Genomic DNA, 17,855 nt, shown 5'->3' with positions numbered 1-17,855 from the left:
ATCCATTTCATCTACTCCTAATCATACAAAAAGTTGTCCAATACATATTCTAACATTTTATACATGGGCTAAGCTAGTTATTAGGTGATAATATTTTGAACAGAAGGAGAAGAACCATGTCTATAAAAGCAATTCAACAAGCCATTGAAGAATATAACACGATTATAATCCATCGACATGTTCGTCCAGATCCAGATGCATTAGGGTCCCAAGCTGGATTACGAGAAATAATTAAAGCATCGTACCCAGAAAAACAAGTTTATGTTGTTGGAGAGGATGATCCATCTCTTACCTTTTTAGTTCAGATGGAAGAAATCGCCGATTCCGTTTATCAGAATGCGTTAGTAATCATTTGTGATACAGCAAATACCGCTAGAATCGCAGATAATAGGTACACTCTTGGAGATAAAATTATTAAAATTGACCATCATCCTAATGTTGACCCATATGGAGACATTAGATGGGTTGATACAACCGCTAGTTCAACCAGTGAGATGATTTATGATTTCTATAAACATGCTGAAGGTCTAACCATGAATGCTGATGCAGCTAGATTATTATATGGCGGAATAGTAGGCGATACAGGAAGATTTTTATTCCCAAGTACGACGAAAAAAACGCTACAATATGCAGCTGACTTAGTAACTTATGATTTTGACCGTACAAAATTATATGATGGTATCTATAATGTGAAAGATAATATTGCTAGAATGCGTGGATACATTCTCCAGAACTTTACGCTTGATAATGGACTAAGTGTAATTAAATTAAAAAGAGACATTCTGGATGAATATAAAATAAGTCCACTAGAAACAGGGCAGTTAGTTGGTACTTTAGGAGAAGTGGAAGGAATATTAGCATGGGTTTTCTTTATCGAAGAAGAAGACCAAATCCGTGTAAGGTTGCGCTCAAAAGGTCCAGTAATTAATGAAGTAGCTGCAAAATATAATGGCGGTGGACATCCGCTTGCTTCAGGTGCATCCATATATTCCTGGGAAGAAGCACTTGATGTTGTGCATGATCTAAGAGAGACAATCGATAAATACAAACAAAGCTAGAGCAATCAAAAAAAAGATGCTGATTTCCTATTAGAAATCAGCATCTATTAACTACTTTTACTTACCTTTACTGGGATAAACCAGCAACCAGTAGGAGTTTCATCATATAACACATTAAGTCCATAACGCTCTATATCTCTCTTAATCAGACGGATCACTTCTTTTGATTCCGCATATGCAGTACGCCCATTCATTAACTGCTCGATCTTCCGGTCACGAATACTTCTTTCATTCATAATTAACATAAGATCTTCCCCTTTCCCATTTTTCATACACCTGAGGTACATCTACTTTTGATTATTATATGAATGTTTATTCATCTATAACTATTTTACTTGAAAAAATTTCAAATTAATACCTCCAAAAGTACTGTTTCATGAAATGTTCACATTATCTAAAGCCCATCTAAAAACCCTTCCCTCATAAACATATGAAAGAGGAAGGGGTAGAGTGTTTGTATATAAGGATAAAATTAATTAGAAACTTTTGCTTTGACGACAATTCTTATTGTAGGTGAAATAATTAACCGTTCAATTACGAAATAATACGTGAAATCATCTACTCTAAACGTTTTATTTTCAATAGAAGAGATGATGAGTGAATCACTTTCTGTTAAGGAAGCTACATCCCTTCCAATAATATCCTGAATCTCTTCTTTGACTAGTCCTTCTAACTGGTGTTGTAATAGGGTATCAATCTTTAATTCCTCTGCATTTAGGATGACTAAATCAATTTCCTCGACTGTTATTTTTTGTTTGGATTTCTCATTTAGATCTACATTATCCTTTTCCAATGCAAGGATTTTATTTTCTGCGTTATTCAACTTTTGTTGTATTTTACTGTTTTCTTCTAGTAGTCGCTCATACATCGTTCCATACATGAATAATACAATCCAGTAGGAAATAAGTGCACCGAAGAAAATACCAACTAAAAATCGTTGCCAACCTGGTTTTCTATAATATCTTGGAATATGCATTAGGTAATTTCCTCCTGGATAAGCCACTCCAGAATGATCATACCGACTTTCGCTCCTCCCATAGCAGATAAGATGAGTAGCCCTTGTTTAAGAACTTCAATAAATGGGCCTTCTAGAAAGCCTTTTTGCAAGTTTTCTATTGCATCAAATGTACCTCCTATTGCAGCAACAATTGCCCAGATACCAAGCTTTTTGGCGATTCGAAGCACCTCTGTTAAGGGTGCATCACCAGTAGCGAACGCACCGATGCTTCCAATTAATGAACCACCAAGAATGACACCTAAAGCAATAAAAAAACAATGTATAAACTGAGCAAAGAAGCGTTCTTCCATGGTAAATTTCCCCTTAACTGATAGTTGTGTTCCCTTCATTCTATGAAGAACAAGGACAAGTTATGTTAGTTGATATACAGATAGCATTTAATTTGGCTATAATAGAATAAGAGAAAGAAGAGGCGGGATAGTATGTCATTTACTCATTTACAAGTTAAAACTGGTTATAGTTTTTTTAATAGCACCATTACAATTGAGAAGTTAATTAAACAGGCGAAGCAGTTAAACTTTGATGGGCTAAGTATTACAGATGAGAATGTGTTACATGGGGTTGTTCCATTTTATAAGGAATGTAAAGCGAATGGGATAAAACCCATCATTGGAATGACTGTATCGGTATCAGATGAAGAGGATCATATCGAGGAAATTATTTTATTAGCTAAAGATACAATTGGATACAATAATTTAACAAAGTTAAGTACGGATATTCAACGAAACCAGGAAAACAGGATTGCAAAAGAAAAGGTAGTTAGTTATTTCGGTAACCTAGTTGTTATACTGCCTGTACATACTAGTAAAGTGTCTGTTCTAGTACAACACTCTACTTATCATCAACTAGAAGATTTTCTAACATTTTGGAAATCGCATGTTCACCAGGATGACTTCTATTTGGGTGTAAGTAATTTTGGAACAGAACAAGATCGACTAATTAATAAAGGAATTCGTTCCTATCAAGAGATATACCATACAAAGGTTGTTGCAATTAATGATGTTACATACCTTCAAGAGAAGGATGTATATGCATTTGATTGTTTACAGGCAATGAAACAAGGTAAAGATTGGACCCTACAGCAAGCAAACATGAAAAAGAAGCACCATCATTTACGTTCTTCCTTTGAAATGGAACAATCATTTCTAGATTGGCCAGAAGCCATTCAAGAATCAAGAAACATTCAAGAAAAATGTACTGTCACATTTGATTTTGATGCTAGAATGCTCCCGACATATCCAGTCCCAGATGGCTCAATACAAAATGATTATTTGGAAAAGATTTGTTGGGAGAATATTAATAAACGTTACCCAACGGTAACTGAAAAGATAAAGTATAGATTAGAGCATGAGCTCTCCATTATTAAATCAATGGGATTTAGTGATTACTTCCTGATTGTATGGGATTTTATCAAATATGCGAAGGAACAAAGTATTATGGTAGGGCCCGGGCGTGGCTCTTCTGCAGGCTCCATTGTAGCCTATACATTAGGAATAACGGATGTCGATCCAATTAAATATAATCTGTTATTTGAACGATTCTTGAATCCGGAACGAATTACTATGCCTGATATTGATATCGACTTTTCGGATATCAGAAGGGATGAAGTAATTGCTTACGTCCGGGAAAAGTATGGTGCTGAGCATGTTGCACAAATTATTACGTTTGGTACTTTTGCACCTCGTTCGTTAATTCGAGAGTTAGGAAAAACAATGGGGATTAATCAACAGGATATTTATTTTATCCTAAAACAAATTCCAAGCCAAACTCCTGGTACATTAGCTAGTATATTAAAAGGATCTCGAGAGCTTACAGATTACGTCCAACAATCAGAGAGTCTAAAAGGGTTATTTAAAATTGCAACGGTATTAGAAGGGATACCAAGACATATCTCTACACATGCTGCAGGGGTAGTGATTAGTGAGCAACCCCTCGTTGAGCATGTTCCACTTACAATTGGAGCAAACCATACAGCTTTAACACAGTATCCAATGACAGATTTAGAATCATTAGGCTTACTTAAAATGGACTTCTTAGGATTACGTAACTTAACGCTAATTGAACGGATAGTCAATTCAATCCGTTTTAAGGATGAAAAGAACTTTCGATTAGATGAAATACCTGAACAGGATGACCTGACATTTGAATTATTAAAAAGTGGAAAAACGAATGGTGTTTTCCAATTGGAATCAGATGGTATGAAACAAGTTTTGGAACAATTAAAGCCAAATACCTTTGATGATATTGTGGCGGTAAATGCTTTATATAGACCAGGTCCAATGGATTTTATTCCAACTTATATTGAACGAAAACATGGTAGGAAAACAGTAACCTACCCACATCCAGATTTAGAGCCAATCTTGAATACCACGTATGGGGTGTTAATCTATCAGGAACAAATCATGCAAATTGCCCACCAGATTGCAGGTTACTCGTTGGGGGAAGCGGATGTTTTGAGACGTGCTGTTAGTAAAAAGAAACAGGACATGATGGACCAACAAAAAGAAGCTTTCATCAGAGGGTGTATGGAAAATGGTTACGAGCGAAAAGTAGGCGAAGAGATTTTTGCGTGGATTGTTAAATTCTCTAATTACGGGTTTCCAAAAAGTCATGCGGTTGCTTACAGTAAAATCTCTTACCAGCTCGCCTATTTAAAGGCACATTTTCCTAAGCATTTTTACGCGGAACTATTAACTTCAATCGGTAATCAACACGATAAAATTCATATGTATATGAAAGAAATGAAAGACTTAGGTATAAAGATTGGAACTCCTTCTATAAATAGAAGCTTTGGACGGTTTTCAGTCGAAAAAGACTGTATTCGTATGGGGTTACAATCCATTAAAGGAGTTGGAAATCAAGCTGTACAGGAAATTATTCGAGCTCGGAAACAAGGGCCATTTAAAAATCTATTTGACTTTTGTTTGCGTGTTACACCTAAAATCGTGAATCGCGCAACAATGGAATCATTAATATTAGCGGGAGCTTTTGATGAAACCTATGGAAATAGAGCAAGTCTTTTAGCCTCCATAGATCAGGCTGTAGATTCTGGTGAATTATTTAGAGAATTTACCGATCAGCCTAGTTTATTTCAGGATCAATTGGATTTAGAGCCGAACTATGTAGATATAGAAGATTTTACGCAAATTAAAAAGCTTTCGGATGAAAAAGAGTTAGTTGGCATTTATATATCCAGTCATCCACTCGTACAGTATCGAAATCAACTTAGGGAAAATGGCTATATTTCCTTAAATCACGCAGAAACTATAGAAGCAAGTAAAAGCTATAAAAGTGCCGTTATTATCCAAGGTATTAAAACAATACGTACGAAGCGAGGAGAGCCAATGGCGTTCTTAACCGTAAGTGATGAAACGGAAGATATGGATGCCGTAGTCTTTCCGGAGCTTTATCGTAAGGAAAGCCGTTATTTAGTTGAAGAGGAATTAATCTTCATTTCGGGGAAGATTGAAACACGTAATGGTAAAAAACAATGGCTTCTATCTTCTATCGAACCTTTCGATGAAAATAAATTGGATAAAGAAGTTAAACAGAGATTGTTTATTAAGACAACAGAGCAAACTAGTAAGGAAGCTTTGCCTGTGATTCTAAAAATAGCTAAAGTTAATCCAGGATCAACCCCAGTCATTATATATTATGAAGAACAAAAGAAAACCTATCAGTTATCAAAGGACTATTTTATCCATGTTAATAGAGATGCTCTAAACTCATTAATAGATTATTTTGGCAAATCAAACGTAGTTTATGAACGGAAGTAATAAAAACGAAACTTTACAGAGTTCAACATTTTGTTATAATGTAATAGTTAAGTGGTCAGACCACTTTGACTCGCAAAAAGGAGCGAAAGAGTAGTGAATTTAAAAGATGAAGCATTGCATATGCATAAACAGAACAAGGGAAAACTGGAAACCGTATCGAAGGTGCAGGTTACCAATGCAAAAGAATTAAGTCTTGCATATTCTCCTGGTGTTGCTGAACCATGTAAGGTAATCCACGATCGTAAAGAAACGGTTTATGATTATACGATGAAAGGCAATATGGTTGCTGTTGTAAGTGATGGTTCCGCAGTTCTAGGCTTAGGTAACATTGGTCCAGAAGCGGCATTGCCAGTAATGGAGGGTAAGTCTGTACTTTTCAAGACTTTTGCTGGAGTTGATTCTTTTCCTATCTGTTTAGATACACATGATGTGGATGAAATCGTAAATACGGTAAAACTTATGGAACCTACCTTTGGTGGGGTTAACTTAGAAGATATTGCAGCTCCTAACTGCTTTATTATTGAAGAGCGATTAAAGAAGGAGACTAATATTCCTATTTTCCATGATGATCAACATGGTACGGCCATCGTGACCGTTGCGGGCTTAATTAATGCATTAAAGCTTGTTGGAAAATCCTTCTCAGAAATTAAGGTAGTTTCCAATGGTGCTGGTGCAGCTGGGATTGCTATTGTTAAATTACTTTATCATTTTGGTGTACGAGACCTTATCATGTGTGATTCCAGAGGAGCAATCTTTGAAGGACGTTCATATGGAATGAATGATGTAAAAGATTCCGTCGCCCAAATTACAAACCGCAATAAAAAAGAAGGATCCTTAGAAGAAGTGCTTGACGGTGCGGATGTTTTTATAGGCGTATCAGTGGGTGGTGCTTTAACACAAGATATGGTTAGAAAGATGAACGCTGATCCAATTATCTTTGCAATGGCTAATCCTGATCCTGAAATCCTACCAAAAGATGCAAAAGAAGCCGGCGCAAAAGTAATTGGCACAGGCAGATCTGATTTTCCTAACCAAGTTAATAATGTTCTTGCGTTCCCTGGTATATTCCGTGGTGCTCTAGACGTACGTGCAACGCGGATTAACGAGAAGATGAAAGTTGCTGCTGCAGAAGCAATTGCTTCGTTAATAACAGAAGAAGAATTGAATGAAGACTATGTGATACCTGCTCCATTTGATCCAAGAGTAGCACCATTAGTAGCTTCTGAAGTGGCAAGAGCTGCAATGGATTCAGGAGTAGCACGTATCCAAGTAGATCCAGATGAGATAAGTGAAAAGACAAGGCAGCTTGCAAAAATTAAATAATACTTTTCCTTCTAACGGAAGGGGTTTATCTAAAGGAGTGAAACATGGAGTGTCCATGTCACCAAAACAAAAGGTATATCAAGGGGTTTTAGATGAAATTCGCAAGTTTATTGAGGTAAACGATTTAAAGCCAGGTGATAAACTTCCATCTGAGAGAGAACTATCGGATAAGTTAGGTGCTGGGAGATCTTCTATTCGTGAGGCACTAAGAGCAATGGAGTTAATAGGAATTATAGAGACTAGGCATGGAGGAGGTACCTTCTTAAGTAAGTATCGTCCTTACCATACAGTTGAGCTATTATCTACATTTATTCTTAGCCAGACTACTAAAGACGACCTACTTATTGTAAAGCAATTATTGGAAAAAGAAGCAGCCAAACTACTTTTCCATCAAATGGACCAGCACAAACTTGAACAATTGACAAATATAGTAAATGATCCCTCTTTAACGATGAAGGAACTACATTATTCCTTTTTTAAAAATATAGTGGAGTTAACGGAAAACCAATTGTTAGCACGAATTTGGGGATTAATTGATCAGTATTCTAAAAGTTTTACAGGTCACTATTCAAGAGAATTTTATTTAAATTTAATTAAACTTTATAACACCCAAAACTATTCAACTATTGAAGGTCTTTTTAACGAAGAATAAACGTATTTTGTTTTGTATTTATATTCTATTAAATTTTTCTTTTTCTTCGACTATTAATGACAACTTTTTTGGATAGAGTTCTGTATAGTTAAATAATCAGGTTAAAAATAGGGTGCTTGGACAGAGAGAAAATCTGTCAAATATAGTGGTTGGTTATGAAAAGGGGGACTTATATCTTGCTTAAAGATCTTTTTAATAAGAAGAAGAAATACGCCTCTATCCCGACTGAAGGATCAAAGGTTGATATTCCTGAAGGATTAATGAAGAAATGTGACAACTGTAATAAAATTATCTATCGCAAGGAATTGAGTACGAATCTTAATGTATGTCCAAACTGTGGTCATCATCATCAATTAAACGCTTGGGAACGTATTAATAGTTTATTTGATGAAGGTACATTTGTAGAATGGGACAAAGGCATGATAACATCTAATCCACTTGATTTCCCGGAATATGAGGGGAAATTGGAAAAGGACCGTAAGAAAACAGGGTTAAATGAGGCAGTAGTTACCGGATTAGGAAATATTGATGGACATGCTACCGCATTTGCTGTTATGGATGCTAGATTTAGAATGGGAAGCATGGGATCGGTAGTAGGTGAAAAGATTGCTAGAGCAATTGAAAATGCTAGGGAAAAATCTATACCGTTCATCATCTTCACTGCATCTGGTGGGGCAAGAATGCAAGAAGGTGTTCTAAGCTTAATGCAAATGTCTAAAACCTCTGTAGCAATAAGTCGTTTCTCAGAGGCAGGTGGATTAATGGTATCTGTGATGACTCATCCTACTACAGGAGGAGTATCAGCAAGTTTTGCTTCCCTAGGAGACTATAACTTTGCAGAACCAGGTGCCTTAATAGGTTTTGCTGGTAGAAGGATTATTGAGCAAACAACAAGAGAAAAACTGCCAGATGACTTCCAGACTGCAGAGTTCTTGTTAAAACATGGGCAGTTAGACCAAGTAATTCATCGTCATGATTTAACTTATGTTTTAGGCACACTGCTGAAAATGCATCAGAAGGGTGGTAGTCCTAAATGAAGCAAATACTAGAGTTTGAAAAACCAATCGTAAACTTAAGAGAAAAAATTGCTGAGTTAAAGAAGTTTACTGGAGAAAGTGAAATAGATTTAACTGAAGAAATTAGCACTCTTGAGAAAAGATTGTCTGATTTAGAAGATAATATCTATGGGAATTTAAAACCGTGGCAACGAGTTCAAATGGCTAGACACCAAGAACGACCAACCACATTAGACTATATTGGTGAATTATTTACAGATTTCCTTGAATTTCATGGGGACCGAACCTTTGGCGATGATGAAGCCATTGTATCTGGTATCGCTTATTACAAAGACGTTCCTGTTACGGTTATTGGTCATCAACGAGGGAAGAATACGAAAGAAAATATTCGTCGTAATTTCGGAATGCCACATCCTGAAGGATATCGTAAAGCTTTAAGACATATGAAACAGGCGGATAAATTTAACCGACCTATTATTTGTTTTATTGATACAAAGGGAGCAGATCCTGGTAAGGAATCTGAAGAACGTGGTCAGAGTGAAGCAATTGCGAGGAACCTAATGGAGATGGCAGGACTTAAAGTTCCGGTAATATGTGTTGTGATTGGTGAAGGTGGAAGTGGTGGAGCACTTGCTCTAGGTGTAGGTGATCGGATATTTATGCTAGAAAACTCTACCTATTCTGTTATCTCTCCTGAAGGTGCTGCAGCACTATTATGGAAAGATTCTGGACTTGCTCAACGAGCTGCTGAATCCATGAAAATCACAGCACCAGATTTATTTGAACTAGGTATTGTAGATGAAATAATTCCAGAACCTAAAGGCGGAGCTCATCGTGATATTAAACTGCAAGCAGCAAATATCGATGTTGTTATAGAAAAAGCCCTTAAAGAATTAAATAATTTATCTAATAATGAATTATTAGAACAAAGATGGGAAAAATATAAACAAATTGGAGAATATAAGGAACAATAAAAAAAGCTGTCTCTTATAGGGGGTCTTCCCCCCTTGAGACAACTTTTTTTATTTGGTTGTATTCGTACAATTATTTGTTACCTTGATAGAAACTGCGCGGTAACGTACTATTAACCCTTTAAAAGAGGATAGTGGAACGATTACCGCTCCGGCAGAATACTCCGCTTTCCGCGGGCGGCTGGTGAGCCTCCTCGTGCTATCTTCTTTAGGGGTCTCACCTATGCCTATCCTCCCGCAGGAGTCTCCGTATTCTGCCTACGCTAGTGAATTCTTCTATTGAGAGATGTCTGCTATTAGTTGATTATCTATATTAAATATTCGGAGTAATAAATTGACACACATGCTAGCGAAGGAAAAACACGAAGACTCCTGCGGGAATAGCACGTGTCCGAAGACCCCTAGAGAGGTGAACTTTCCTCGAGGAGGCTGAGGCCGGGCCCGCGGAAAGCGTAGTGTTTTTCCGTAGCGGGTATGATGCTCTATCCAAAATACTTAGTTAAAGCACAGTTTCTATCTACTACTATTTATTAGATTAAACTCTCCCGAAAAATAACTATTTTTTAGCAACACCATTATATTCTATTTTATTTTATGAGTATAACGCATTTTCAATATGTTTTACTTATTCGTGCAAATGATTAGAATAAGTAGAACACATATCAATAAACTAGATAATTCCAGCGTTTTTTATTGATATTTTACGATTTTAAGCTTATCTTGTAATGGGAGGTTAGCATTTTTTGTTAACCTAATTTAGGTTTACGTACCACTACTATTCGTAGTAAATCAAACTATCAAGTACATACTAAAATTGAAAATGGATATAGAGGTGGAAATGGTATGAAAAGATTAGGAATACTAACCAGTGGCGGAGATGCTCCGGGAATGAATGCAGCAATTCGGGCAGTTGTAAGAAAATGCATTTATCATGACGTTGAAATATATGGGATTAAGAATGGTTTTCAAGGACTAATGGAAGGTAATATTGAAAAAATGGATGTTGGTTCTGTTGGAGATATTATTCAACGTGGTGGAACGATGCTTTACTCTGCTAGAAGTGAAGAGTTTAAAACGGAAGAAGGCCAACAGAAAGGAATTGAACAATTAAAGAAATTCGGGATACAGGGACTAATTGTTATTGGTGGCGATGGAAGTTTTCGAGGTGCACAAAAATTAACAGAAAAAGGATTTCCTTGTATCGGTGTACCAGGTACAATAGATAATGATATCCCGGGTACTGATTTCACGATTGGCTTTGATACCGCCCTCAACACTATTATTGAAGCTATCGATAAAATTAGAGACACGGCTACCTCGCATGAACGTACATATATCATTGAAGTTATGGGGAGAGATGCTGGCGACTTGGCTCTTTGGGCTGGGCTTGCTGATGGAGCAGAATCTATTCTTATTCCCGAGAAAAAGGATGACTTAGATGAAGTAGTATCCCGTCTGAAGCGTGGTATTGAACGTGGGAAGAAACATAGTATTATTATTTTAGCTGAGGGTGTAGGAAGCGGAATTGAATATGGCGAATTGATTAGTAAGGCCGCAAATCTAGAAACAAGAGTAACGGTTCTTGGTCATATTCAACGTGGAGGATCACCTACTGCTAATGACCGTGTGTTAGCTAGTCGGTTAGGTGCAAAAGCAGTAGATTTACTATTAGCAGGAAAAGCTGGAAGAATGGTTGGTATTCAAAAAAATCAATTAGTAGATCACGATATTAATGATATTTTAAATAATACTCACTCCATTGATGAAGAAATGTACCAACTATCAAAAGAACTATCGATATAACTTTAGGAGGAATTTATTCATGAGAAGAACAAAAATTGTCTGTACAATCGGTCCAGCTTCTGAATCAGTGGAAACATTGGTGAATTTGATGGAAGCTGGGATGAATGTTGCACGTCTTAATTTTTCCCATGGGGATTATGAAGAGCATGGTGCACGAATTAAAAACATCAGAGAGGCAGCAGAAAAGACTGGAAAGACGATTGCCATACTACTTGATACAAAAGGTCCTGAAATTCGTACAGGTAATTTCAAAGAAGGACAAGCAGAACTTATTCAAGGTAATACCGTATACGTTTCTATGAATGAAGTGGAAGGTACTGCCGAACGTTTCTCCATTACGTATCCGGGTTTAATTGATGATGTACATGTTGGATCAAGAATTTTACTTGATGATGGACTAATTGAATTAGAAGTTAAGGAAATCGATCAAGCTAACAAAGAATTAAAAACGGTGGCTCTTAATTCCGGTTTAATCAAAAACAAAAAAGGTGTTAACGTTCCAAATGTTTCCGTTAATTTACCAGGTATAACCGATAAGGATGCAAATGATATTAAATTTGGTATCGAACAAGAAGTTGACTTTATTGCTGCTTCCTTTGTACGTAGACCTTCTGATATTTTAGAAATTAGAGAATTACTGGAGCAACACAATGCGACCCATATTCAACTAATTCCTAAGATCGAAAATCAAGAGGGTGTGGATAATATTGATAGCATCCTAGAGGTTAGTGATGGATTAATGGTTGCACGTGGGGACTTAGGTGTAGAAATTCCAGCAGAAGATGTACCACTTGTGCAAAAGATGCTGATTCAAAAATGTAATACGGTTGGTAAACCGGTTATTACGGCAACTCAAATGCTTGATTCCATGCAACGAAACCCGCGCCCAACAAGAGCAGAAGCTTCTGATGTGGCGAATGCTATATTTGATGGTACTGATGCTATCATGCTTTCAGGAGAAACCGCAGCTGGAAGTTATCCGGTTGAATCTGTAAGAACGATGAATAACATCGCAGAAAAGACAGAAACAGCTCTAGACCATCAGTCTATTCTAAAGAATCGCAGTCAATTAGTTGACATGACAATAACAGATGCGATTAGTCAGTCCGTAACACACACTGCCATGAATCTATCTGTAAGTGCAATAGTTACACCTACTGAAAGTGGTCATACAGCACGAATGATATCCAAATATAGACCTAAAGCACCAATTGTAGCAATCACACATGACGAACGAGTTAACCGTCAGTTATCTTTAGTTTGGGGTGTTAATGCTGTATCAGGTAAAAAAGCGAATACAACAGATGAAATGCTTGATAACGCAATTGAGCTAGGGCTTAGTAAAAATCTGCTTAAACGTGGTGACCGGGTAGTAATTACAGCAGGCGTTCCTGTTGGAGAAACTGGTGCAACGAACATCATGAAAGTTCACATCATTGGAGATGTTATAGCAAAAGGTCAAGGTATTGGAAAGCGAAGTGCATACGGGAGAGCGGTTATAGTAAAGAACGCAGAAGACGCATTAAATAAAGTGCAACCAGGAGATATCATTGTTACATACGGTACCGACCGTGATATGATGCCTGCAATTGAAAAATCTGCTGGTATCGTAACCCTTGAAGGAGGTCTTACTTCACATGCGGGAGTAGTGGGGCTAAGCCTCGGAATCCCTGTTGTAGTTGGCGTGGAGAATGCATTTGAACTAATTTCTGACGGAGAAGATATCACAATAGACAGTACAAAAGGTGACATCTATAAAGGTCATGCAGGGGTATTATAATTAGTTAAGAGTACCTTTATATCAACGAATCTTATTAACCGTAGTTATTTATAATGTAACGTAAAATTTAAGAGGTAGAGACAAAACCAAACGTGTAATTACATGAACAAACAATAAGCTAGTCCTGGTTGTTCGATATAATCGCTAATGTCTCTACCTCTTTTTCATGAAAGGGTTAATGCTCATGAAATGGTTGCTGTTTTTTCTAATATTATCTGCAGCAGAGATAGGATTGTTTGTTTGGGCTGGTGGAATCATAGGACCGTGGTGGGTAGTTATCATTATCTTTTTAACAGGGTTCTTCGGCGTCTCTTTGGCTAAAAAAGAAGGTTTAGATACCTGGAGACGTGCTCAAACAGCTATACAGTATGGCCAGGTTCCTGCTAGAGAGATTATTGATGGTATCTGTATTTTTATTGGTGGAGTTCTATTGTTCAGCCCGGGATTCATCACTGATTTAACTGGTTTTATACTCGTATTACCTTATACTAGGAAATTTGTAAAGCCCTTTTTAGGAATGTTAATAAAAAGATTAGTAGATAAGAATAAAATTGTTATTCATCGAAGATAAATCTATCCTTTTATAAATTGGAATATCTTGATGAATATACCAGATTGAAAAAGTACATAAACAGAAATTAGAATAATTGGTGCAATAACGACACCTGCAATTCCCCACAGTTGAATCGTAACAAACAAGATGACTAAGCTAGCTAGCGGATTTATTCCAATGCTTGCAGATAGTATCTTTGGCTCAATCATTTGTCTTACAACAATAACTACCATATAAAGAAGACTCAATCCAATTGTTAATGAAAAATCACCCGTTATGAAGGTGTATATCATCCAAGGTACGAATATAATTCCTGTTCCGATAACTGGCAAAAAGTCTACAAGAGCTGCAATCGCTGCTATTGTTAGAGCATGTTCGACTTTAAAGATTACCAGTCCTATATAAATGAGTACTGCTGATACAAATATTAGGATAAATTGTGCTCGTAAGTATCCAGTAAATGCCTTCTTAGTGCCTTTATGCAGATCACTAATAATTGCTAGAATATTTTTGGGAAGCACATGTTGTAACTTTTCAGTTAGATAATGCCAGTCCTTTGTTATCATAAATGTTGCAAGTAAAATAAAGATGAAAATTGTAATGGAGCTAGGAAAGAAGCCAACTATTTCAGGTAATTGAGCAATTGAAGTCTGAATAATGTTTGTCCCCGTATTGCCAAGTTTATGAAGGAAATTTTCCAAGTTTTCCTGAATGGCAGTTTGCTGTGAAGTATCCAAGGATTTAAATAAAGTAACAATTTTTTGATAGATTGGTATGATATGTTCATTTAATATGGCTTCTATCATCTTCATGAATGATTGGAAATAGTCTGGAAGTTTTGTTAATAGTGAGGACATACCTTGGATGATCTCGTTTATTAAGAATATGACAATGCCAAAGAACATTAGAAAAATTACGCATATAACGATTATAGTTGCCATAGTGCGAGGAATTTTCCAATTTAGTTCTAAATAACTAACGGAAGGATTCAGCAATGCTGCTATAAAAAACGCAATAATAAAAGGATAAACATAGACGATTGTAAACTTTGCTAAAAAGAATGCAATAGTTACGATAAGAAGTAAAACAAATATCCTGATTATCGGATCAATAAACTGCTTGTACAAGATAAAAACCCCATTTTAACAGTATAGTAGGTAAGTAGAAGTACAAGATGATAGTAATTGAAATATTGTCTGTATCAGTTAAATTATATGTACACGAGAGATGAAATATTAATAGACAAGTACGCAATGGAAAATAAAAACATGATACAAATTAAACGGTTTCATTTCACTTTAGCCTGAAAATACTTTATAATTGGTTTGGGGTTGACAATATCCGATTAAATCACTAGGGAATTGTCGAAATTATTTAACATTATACAATGCTTAATGTTAGAACAATATAGAAAAAGGAGAGGGTTTTATCATGACAGCAACGAAAGGTCTTGAAGGGGTTGTAGCAACACAATCATCAATTAGTTCTATCATCGATGATCAGTTAACGTATGTAGGATATAGAATTGATGATTTAGCTGAGAATGCAAGTTTTGAAGAAGTTGTGTATTTGCTATGGAATTTAAAATTACCAAACCAAGCTGAATTGGAAGCCTTTAAACAAGAACTTGTTGAGAATATGGAAGTCCCTGAAGCAGTAATAGAACAATTACGCTCTTATGACTTAACTAGTGTTCATCCTATGGCTGCACTTAGAACTTCTATATCTTTACTAGGTTTATACGATGAAGAATCAGATATAATGGAAGAAGCAGCTAATAGAAGAAAAGCAGTTCGCTTACAAGCTAAAATTGCAACAATAGTTGCTGCATTTTCTCGTATTAGACAAGGAAAAGATCCAGTTAAACCACTTAAAGATGTTAGTTATGCTGAAAACTTCTTATATATGTTAAAAGGTGAAAAACCTAGTCCGATAGAAGTAGAAGCTATCGATAAAGCATTAGTTTTACATGCGGATCATGAACTTAATGCCTCTACTTTCACAGCAAGAGTATGTGTTGCTACATTATCAGATATGTATTCTGGTATTACGGCAGCAATTGGCGCATTGAAAGGGCCACTTCATGGTGGTGCTAACGAGCGTGTTATGAAGATGTTTACTGAAATTGGTACGGAAGAGAATGCACTTCCGTATGTTAAAGAAAAATTAGCAAACAAAGAAAAAATTATGGGAATGGGCCACCGTGTATATAGAAGTGGTGATCCAAGAGCAAAACATCTTCAAAAGATGTCCAAAGAATTAACAGAACTTACTGGCCAGGAAAAATGGTATAATATGTCTGTTAAAATTGAGGAATATATTAAGCAGGAGAAGGGTCTACCAGCAAACGTAGATTTCTATTCAGCTTCTGTATACCATAGTATTGGAATTGATCATGATTTATTCACACCAATCTTTGCGATGAGTCGTGTATCTGGTTGGATTGCTCACATCCTAGAGCAGTATGCAAACAACCGCCTTATTCGACCTCGTGCAGAGTATGTTGGTCCAAACACACAAGAATATATACCATTAGAAAATCGCTAAACGTATCATTAATTATGTTAGTTCTAATAGCCGGTCTTCCGGCTATTATTACGATAAGCTTACTAGTCTAGGAGGAATTATTAATGTCACAAGGTGAAAAAATAGTTGTAGAAAATGGTAGATTGAACGTTCCAAATAACCCGGTTATTCCATTTATTGAGGGAGACGGAACTGGTCCAGATATTTGGGCAGCTGCAAGCCGTGTATTAGAAGCAGCAGTTGAAAAAGCTTATAACGGAACAAAGAAAATCGAATGGTTAGAAGTTTATGCTGGTCAAAAAGCTTTTGATAAGACTGGTGAATGGTTGCCGCAAGATACACTAGATAAAATTGATGAATATAAAATTGCAATCAAAGGACCTCTTACAACACCAATTGGTGGGGGAATTCGTTCTCTAAACGTTGCATTACGTCAAGAACTAGACCTATTTACATGCCTACGTCCTGTTCGTTACTTCGAAGGTGTTCCTTCTCCAGTAAAACGTCCAGAAGATGTGGATATGGTTATTTTCCGTGAAAATACAGAAGATATTTATGCAGGTATTGAATGGCAAAAGGGTTCAGATGATGTAAAGAAAGTTATCGAATTCTTAAAAAATGAAATGGGTGTACATAAAATCCGTTTCCCTGAAACTTCTGGAATTGGAATCAAGCCAGTATCAGAAGAAGGAACTAAACGTCTTGTTCGCGCTGCGATTGAATATGCATTAAATGAAGGACGTAAGAGTGTTACACTCGTTCATAAAGGGAACATCATGAAATTTACAGAAGGTGCATTTAAAGGCTGGGGTTATGAAGTTGCCGAGGAAGAATTTGGTGATAAAGTATTCACTTGGGCACAATATGATCGTATTGCTGAAACTGATGGCAAAGATGCTGCTAATAAAGCACAAGACGAAGCGGTTGCTGCAGGAAAAATTATTGTGAAAGATGCAATTGCTGATATCTTCTTACAACAAATTCTTACGCGTCCAAATGAGTTCGATGTTGTAGCAACAATGAACTTAAACGGAGATTATATCTCTGATGCACTTGCTGCACAAGTGGGTGGAATTGGAATCGCTCCAGGAGCTAATATTAATTACAATACTGGTCATGCTATTTTTGAAGCAACTCATGGTACTGCACCAAAATATGCTGGTTTAGATAAGGTTAACCCTTCTTCTGTCATTCTTTCTGGTGTATTAATGCTTGAACACCTTGGATGGAGAGAAGCTGGAGATCTAATTACAAAAGCAATGGATAAGACTATTGCCTCTAAGGTTGTTACTTATGACTTTGCTCGCCTAATGGATGGTGCAACAGAAGTTAAATGTTCCGAGTTTGCTGATGAGTTAATTAAGAACATGAACTAATCC

15 protein-coding genes are annotated in these 17,855 nt (G+C 36.5%); 11 read left to right on the top strand and 4 right to left on the bottom strand.

What is annotated here, in order from left to right; genetic code table 11:
* Positions 1–116: 116 nt before the first annotated feature.
* Positions 117–1,058, top strand: a complete 942-nt coding sequence (locus BN999_RS01775; RefSeq protein ID WP_096269674.1) for a DHH family phosphoesterase — start codon at positions 117–119, stop codon at positions 1,056–1,058.
* Between the two features lie 47 nt (positions 1,059–1,105).
* Here BN999_RS01775 and BN999_RS01770 read toward each other — a convergent pair whose 3' ends face one another.
* The 3 genes from BN999_RS01770 to BN999_RS01760 form a co-directional block, all read right to left on the bottom strand.
* The gene (locus BN999_RS01770; RefSeq protein WP_096269673.1) at positions 1,106–1,303 is read right to left on the bottom strand and encodes a hypothetical protein; all 198 of its coding nucleotides are present in this window, start codon (positions 1,301–1,303) and stop codon (positions 1,106–1,108) included.
* A gap of 227 nt (positions 1,304–1,530) precedes the next feature.
* A complete protein-coding gene (gene ytrI, locus BN999_RS01765; RefSeq protein ID WP_096269672.1) occupies positions 1,531–2,034 on the bottom strand; it encodes a sporulation membrane protein YtrI in 504 nt (167 codons plus the stop codon).
* The gene (locus tag BN999_RS01760) at positions 2,034–2,366 is read right to left on the bottom strand and encodes a YtrH family sporulation protein (RefSeq protein ID WP_096269671.1); all 333 of its coding nucleotides are present in this window, start codon (positions 2,364–2,366) and stop codon (positions 2,034–2,036) included. Before BN999_RS01760 ends, ytrI begins: the two co-directional genes overlap by 1 nt.
* 132 nt (positions 2,367–2,498) lie before the next feature.
* On the opposite strand from BN999_RS01760, the gene dnaE reads away from it, so the two are divergent.
* The 8 genes from dnaE (at position 2,499) to BN999_RS01720 (ending at position 13,968) form a co-directional block, all read left to right on the top strand.
* Positions 2,499–5,852, top strand: coding sequence for a DNA polymerase III subunit alpha (gene dnaE / locus BN999_RS01755; RefSeq protein ID WP_096269670.1), 3,354 nt, complete (start codon positions 2,499–2,501; stop codon positions 5,850–5,852).
* Between the two features lie 120 nt (positions 5,853–5,972).
* Positions 5,973–7,175: an NAD(P)-dependent malic enzyme gene (locus BN999_RS01750; protein ID WP_096269754.1), complete on the top strand. Its 1,203-nt coding sequence runs from the start codon at positions 5,973–5,975 to the stop codon at positions 7,173–7,175.
* Positions 7,141–7,827, top strand: a complete 687-nt coding sequence (locus BN999_RS01745; RefSeq protein WP_306418989.1) for a FadR/GntR family transcriptional regulator — start codon at positions 7,141–7,143, stop codon at positions 7,825–7,827. Before BN999_RS01750 ends, BN999_RS01745 begins: the two co-directional genes overlap by 35 nt.
* A gap of 176 nt (positions 7,828–8,003) precedes the next feature.
* Positions 8,004–8,864 (top strand): acetyl-CoA carboxylase, carboxyltransferase subunit beta, encoded by an 861-nt coding sequence (gene accD, locus BN999_RS01740; protein WP_096269669.1) that lies wholly within the window; start codon positions 8,004–8,006, stop codon positions 8,862–8,864.
* Positions 8,861–9,817, top strand: coding sequence for an acetyl-CoA carboxylase carboxyl transferase subunit alpha (gene accA, locus BN999_RS01735; protein WP_096269668.1), 957 nt, complete (start codon positions 8,861–8,863; stop codon positions 9,815–9,817). The genes accD and accA overlap by 4 nt, the downstream gene beginning before the upstream one ends.
* 840 nt (positions 9,818–10,657) lie before the next feature.
* Positions 10,658–11,617 (top strand): 6-phosphofructokinase, encoded by a 960-nt coding sequence (gene pfkA, locus BN999_RS01730; protein ID WP_096269667.1) that lies wholly within the window; start codon positions 10,658–10,660, stop codon positions 11,615–11,617.
* A 19-nt stretch (positions 11,618–11,636) separates the two neighbouring features.
* Entirely contained in the window at positions 11,637–13,397 is a 1,761-nt protein-coding gene (pyk, locus tag BN999_RS01725; protein ID WP_096269666.1) for a pyruvate kinase, read from the top strand.
* Between the two features lie 184 nt (positions 13,398–13,581).
* Entirely contained in the window at positions 13,582–13,968 is a 387-nt protein-coding gene (locus tag BN999_RS01720; protein WP_096269665.1) for an FxsA family protein, read from the top strand.
* Between the two features lie 2 nt (positions 13,969–13,970).
* Here the strand turns inward: BN999_RS01720 and ytvI are convergent, their stop codons facing one another.
* Positions 13,971–15,077 carry a sporulation integral membrane protein YtvI gene (gene ytvI, locus BN999_RS01715; RefSeq protein ID WP_176481840.1) on the bottom strand — a complete coding sequence of 369 codons (1,107 nt, stop codon included), beginning with the start codon at positions 15,075–15,077 and terminating at the stop codon, positions 13,971–13,973.
* A gap of 304 nt (positions 15,078–15,381) precedes the next feature.
* Here ytvI and citZ point away from each other — a divergent pair, with 304 nt between their 5' ends.
* Both citZ and icd read left to right on the top strand, forming a co-directional pair.
* The gene (gene citZ / locus BN999_RS01710) at positions 15,382–16,497 is read left to right on the top strand and encodes a citrate synthase (RefSeq protein ID WP_096269663.1); all 1,116 of its coding nucleotides are present in this window, start codon (positions 15,382–15,384) and stop codon (positions 16,495–16,497) included.
* A gap of 83 nt (positions 16,498–16,580) precedes the next feature.
* Positions 16,581–17,852, top strand: a complete 1,272-nt coding sequence (icd, locus tag BN999_RS01705) for an NADP-dependent isocitrate dehydrogenase (RefSeq protein ID WP_096269662.1) — start codon at positions 16,581–16,583, stop codon at positions 17,850–17,852.
* Positions 17,853–17,855: the final 3 nt, after the last annotated feature.

Origin of the sequence: Paucisalibacillus globulus, assembly GCF_900184735.1 — a bacterium.
Lineage (GTDB): Bacteria > Bacillota > Bacilli > Bacillales > Amphibacillaceae > Ornithinibacillus > Ornithinibacillus globulus_B.
This window is presented reverse-complemented; position numbering and strand designations above follow the sequence as displayed.